The sequence below is a fragment of the Gemmatimonadales bacterium genome (assembly GCA_035502185.1).
Taxonomy (GTDB): Bacteria; Gemmatimonadota; Gemmatimonadetes; order Gemmatimonadales; family JACORV01; genus Fen-1245.
This window is the reverse complement of record DATJUT010000062.1, coordinates 1-4,520: the sequence shown is the minus strand read 5'-3', so window position 1 is coordinate 4,520 and position 4,520 is coordinate 1. Positions and strand designations below refer to the sequence as shown.

Below are 4,520 nucleotides of genomic sequence, written 5' to 3'. Positions count from 1 at the left end.
CCGCTGAAGCGCCGCGAGCAGATCCGAGCGGGTCTCGACACGATTCTGCAGCTTCACCCCGGCGACCGCGAGCAGCATTGCGCGATCGAGGTCCGGTTCGGTCTGGGCCTGCGCACCGACCCGCTCGGCGTCCGAGGTGAGCGCCTGGCCCTGCGCGTGCCCTCGCTGGATCAATGCGACCGCGCCGGCGAGGACCGCCACGAGCAGCAGCGCGACGGCGCCAGCCAGCAGCCAGCGCAGGCGATGATTGGCTCGCAGCTGCGCGCGCCGCTCCCGTCCTGCCTCCTCCAGGCTCGCATCGACGAAGCTGCACTCCGTGGCGTTGAGCGCCTCGCGATGGTGCTCGGCCCAGTCGGCCGCCGCGCCGAGCCGGGCGCCGCGGTACAGATCGGATGGGTCCCGTCCGCCCGTGTCCCACAGGCGCGCGGCGGCGCCGAGTTGCCGGTGCAGGCGGATGGCTTCGCGATCCTCGTCGAGCCAGCTCCGCAGCGTTGGCCACGCGCGGATTAGGACCTCGTGGGCGACCTCGGCCGTTCCCTCGCCGATCGTCACCAGGCGTGCGTCTACCGCGCGTTCGAGCAGGGCCTGAACGACTTCGGGCGGCACGCCCTCCGGTACCAGCTCGTCTAACTCAACCCGTCGGCGCGACACGCCGCCGTCGCCGATCTCGGTGAGCCGCAGGAACATGCCGCGCATCATCTGTCGTTGCTCGAGCGACAGGGATGCGAGCAGGCCGTCGGCGGTTCGAGCGATCGCGGAGGGGACGCCGCCGGTCTCGCGGTAGCCCGCAACCGTCAGCGTGCGGCCGTCGCGCCGCTCCCACGTGGCCCGCAGAGCGTGCGAGAGAAGTGGCAGAGCGCCGGGCTGGCCCGCCACGTCGCGCACGGCGAGCTCGGCCAGCCCCGGCTCGAGCCGTAGCCCCGCCAACCGTGCGGGCTCGATCACGGCACGCTCGAGCTCCACGTCGCTCATAGCCCCGAGCAGTAGTTGGTTGGCGGCGACCGCGCGGGCGAGATCGGGGTGATCGGCGAGCCTGCCATACATGTCGGCTCGCACGCCGATCGCCACCGGCCCGCGGACGGCGAGCAGCGCGTCGATGAACGCCTGCCTGCGACCGGCGTCCTGACAGAGCGTGAACAGCTCTTCGAACTGGTCGACGACCACCAGGACGTCCGCCTGATCGCGGATGCGCAGAGACGGTGACGTGCCCGGGGTGAGCAAATGCGCCCGGGTAACGCCGGGCACCTCGCCCGCGTGCACCGCAGCGATGAGGCCGGCCCTGAGCACCGACGATTTCCCACTCCCCGAGGGACCCACGACGGCCAACAGCCTTCCCGCCGCCAGCCGGCCGATCAGCTCTGCGACGACGCGTTCGCGCCCAAAGAAGTAGCCGCGATCCTCGGGTTCGAACGCGAGCAGGCCGCGGTAGGGACAATCGCTCGCCGGAAGTGGCGAGATCACGCCCGCCGCCTTGAGGGCGTAGATTCGCTCCGGTACACCCACGCCACGCAGGCGGTGCGGACCGAGGTCGACGAGTTCCGAGCCCGCGGGCACATGCCCGGCAACCAGCTCCGCTGTGACCGACGAGAGGAGGATCTGACCGCCGTCGGCCTGGTCACGGACTCGCGCGGCGAGGCTGACCGACGGCCCGACGTAGTCGGTCCCGCGGCGCTCGGCCTCACCCGTGTGGATACCGAACCGCACGCCGATGCGAAGACCTTCCGGCCACGTCTCGGTCGACAGGGCCCGGGTGGCGGCCAGCGCCGCGTCGAGCGCGCTTGGCGCCGACTGGAACGCCGAGACGGTGGACTCACCCTTCGACTTGAGGAACCGGCCTCCACATCGTTCTACGCACTCGGCCATCAGCTCGTCGTGCCGCACCAGCGCCTGCGCCATCGCGGCCGGCTCGCAGTCCCACATGGCGCTCGCCCCCTCGATTTCGGACAGACAGAACGTGATCACGCCCGAGGGCAGCGCCGCCGCCCAGCCCGCGCGCAGCCGCTCGATCAGCTCCCCCGGCGTGGCCGGTCGCCGCGCCGGGTTCGTCGCCATCCCCAGGCGAATCGCGGCCTCGAGCTGCTGTGCCTGACCCGGGTCGATGCCCTCCCACGGCGGCAGAACGCCCGATGGTGGTGCGCCCGCGAACAGCGCGAACGCCGTGGCCGCGAGTGCGTAGACGTCGCTGGCGCGCGACGGAGCGCCGTCGGATGCCAGCTCCGGCGCCCGGTAGCCGCGGGTGCCGAAGCGGCGGCGGAGCGCGTTGGGGGCCGAGGAGATGCCGAAGTCGACAAGCTTCACGCGCCCACCGGTGGTGAGGATCAAGTTGGCCGGCTTGACGTCGCCGTGGATGACCGGCGGGGTCTGCGAATGCAGATGCGTCAGTGCCTCGGCCGCTTGCGAGAGATAGGCAAGCACGCTGGACGGCGCGAGCCCCGGGCGGCCGCGATCGCGCAGCAACGTGGCGAGGTCCGTGCCCTCCACCCAGTCCATCGCCAATACGTAATCCTCGCCCTCGAAGAAGTCCTCCCGAACCAGCGGAAGCGCCGGGTGCGGAGGAACTGCGAGCAGGATCCGCGCCTCACTCAAGAGCTCCTCCCGGGCCTGAGCATCGCGTACGCGACGGATCTTCAGGGCCACGAACCGGTCATGCTGGCGATCGAGCGCCTTTACGACTCGCCCCTCCCCACCGATCCCGAGCAGCTCGAGGATCTCGTAGCGCTCCTTGATCAGAGCCCGCGTTGCCATGTTCTCTCCCACACAGGCGTACTGTCCTTCTAACCTTCTGACGTGGGCGCGCAAGTCGAGGTGACGTACGGGGTGCACAGCTGGCGCTTCCCGCTGCAAGCCGACCGCACCACCATCGGCAAGGCCGCAGAGAACGACGTCTCACTCGCCGAAGACCCCACCGCGAGCCACCTGCACGCGATCCTCGAGTACTTTCCCTCCGGGTGGTGCGTCACCGACCTCGGCTCGTCCAACGGCACCTGGGTCAACGGCGAGGGATCTGGTCCTCCCAAAAGGCTGCGCCACGGTGATGAGATCCGCATCGGCCAGACCCGGCTCATCTTCCGCGACCCGCTCGCACTGCGGGCGCGCAGACAAAGGCTGAAGACGCGCCTCCGTCACTGACCACGCGCGAGCGGGACGTGCTCGTAGCGCTCTGCCGACCCCTGCTCGACCGCGACATGTTCACCGAGCCCGCATCCACCCGCGTGATCGCCGACGAGCTCGTCATCACCCAGGCCGCCGTCAAACAGCACCTATCCAACCTGTACGACAAATTCGGCGTGGGCGCCGCGGACTCCAACCGGCGCGCCAGACTCGCCAACGAGGCGCTCCGGCGCGGCGCGGTCTCGCTGACGCAGCTGCGAGCACACGACGACCAGTAGTTCTCCGATACTGCCACGGCGCTGATCCTCGTTCCGCGGGCCACCGCACCATCATCCACCCCTCGGTGCGAGATTGCCATAGCCCGCTGGCCCGACCGACCCGGCCAGAGGGTAAGGCAAACCTTCCGCGGCGGCAAGTATCGGGCGAGAGCCTCGCGCGACGGCAAGTATCTCCTTACTCGCTCGCCATCACATTGACCACCGGCCGGCCATGGCATCTGGCCTGCCGGCCGGCCATGATCTTCGCGACAACCAGATCGATCGGAGACACACGGGCAATCCGATCCGGGACCAGGAGGCAGTTCATGACTCGTCCATTCACGAAACCCGTACCGCCGGTGTGATCGCCGCTGCGATGCTCGCTCTCGGCGGGATCGCGACTACAGCGGGCGCCAAGCCGATCGACGCGGCGCCTGTGGGATTGTCGATGGCTGCTCCGCCCTCCCAGATCGCGATCATCCACCACGTCGACGCGCAGGAGGCACAGCGGCTTCCCAGCGGCCCCCCCAGGGCGATCGAACAGAGTGACGCTGACACGAGCAGCACGAACGGCTTTGACTATAGAGCCGGCGCCGTCGGGGTCATCGCCGTGATCGCGCTGCTGATCGCCGCCGGGAAACTCACCATCCGCCGCCGGAGCCAACCCGAGCACACGTAAGGGACCAAGCCACGGGGGCACCGTCATTCGCGCACAGGTAGGCGAATCACCACGCGAGCTCCCCGCAGCCGGAAAGTCACCTCAGCGTCGACGGGGTGCATCTGGCGCTCGTGGACTCGCACGATTGTCACATCACAGCTCTCAACCGGAGGATTCTCCATGATCAAGAAAGTTGTCTTCGTACTCGTCTGTCTCGGAGCTCTCGTCTTACCGTCAGTCGCGAGCGCCAATGTCGTCACCGATTGGGACCGCACGATGGTCGCGGTGCTGGAGGCCGACAACGCGCCGCCGCCCCCAGCGGCCCGGGCCGCGGCGATCGTGCAGTCGTCGGTCTTCGACGCGATCAACGGGATCGAGCGCGGCTACACGCCGGTGCACGTGCTGCCAGCAGGTCCCCGAGACGCATCGCCGGCTGCCGCCGCCGCCGCGGCGGCCGAGGAGGCCCTCGTCACGCTCTTCCCGGATCGCTCGTC

General features: G+C 69.5%; 5 protein-coding genes. 4 read left to right on the top strand and 1 reads right to left on the bottom strand.

Annotation, left to right across the window (positions count from 1 at the left end; translation table 11 throughout):
• The coding region (locus VMF70_08245; GenBank protein ID HTT68003.1) for a protein kinase at positions 1-2,745 on the bottom strand (2,745 nt) is incomplete at its 3' end.
• A 42-nt stretch (positions 2,746-2,787) separates the two neighbouring features.
• On the opposite strand from VMF70_08245, the gene VMF70_08240 reads away from it, so the two are divergent.
• The 4 genes from VMF70_08240 to VMF70_08225 form a co-directional block, all read left to right on the top strand.
• Positions 2,788-3,129: an FHA domain-containing protein gene (locus VMF70_08240; protein HTT68002.1), complete on the top strand. Its 342-nt coding sequence runs from the start codon at positions 2,788-2,790 to the stop codon at positions 3,127-3,129.
• Positions 3,130-3,146: 17 nt separating this feature from the next.
• Positions 3,147-3,389 carry a hypothetical protein gene (locus tag VMF70_08235; protein HTT68001.1) on the top strand — a complete coding sequence of 81 codons (243 nt, stop codon included), beginning with the start codon at positions 3,147-3,149 and terminating at the stop codon, positions 3,387-3,389.
• A 211-nt stretch (positions 3,390-3,600) separates the two neighbouring features.
• Complete coding sequence (locus VMF70_08230) at positions 3,601-4,047, top strand: hypothetical protein (GenBank protein ID HTT68000.1); 447 nt, start codon at positions 3,601-3,603, stop codon at positions 4,045-4,047.
• A 159-nt stretch (positions 4,048-4,206) separates the two neighbouring features.
• Positions 4,207-4,520: hypothetical protein (locus VMF70_08225; protein HTT67999.1), on the top strand; the 314-nt coding region annotated here is incomplete at its 3' end.

Bases quoted from the DNA above. Each gene is read 5' to 3' on its own strand.
- VMF70_08230 (HTT68000.1), top strand. From the start codon at position 3,601: ATGGCATCTGGCCTGCCGGCCGGCCATGATCTTCGCGACAACCAGATC.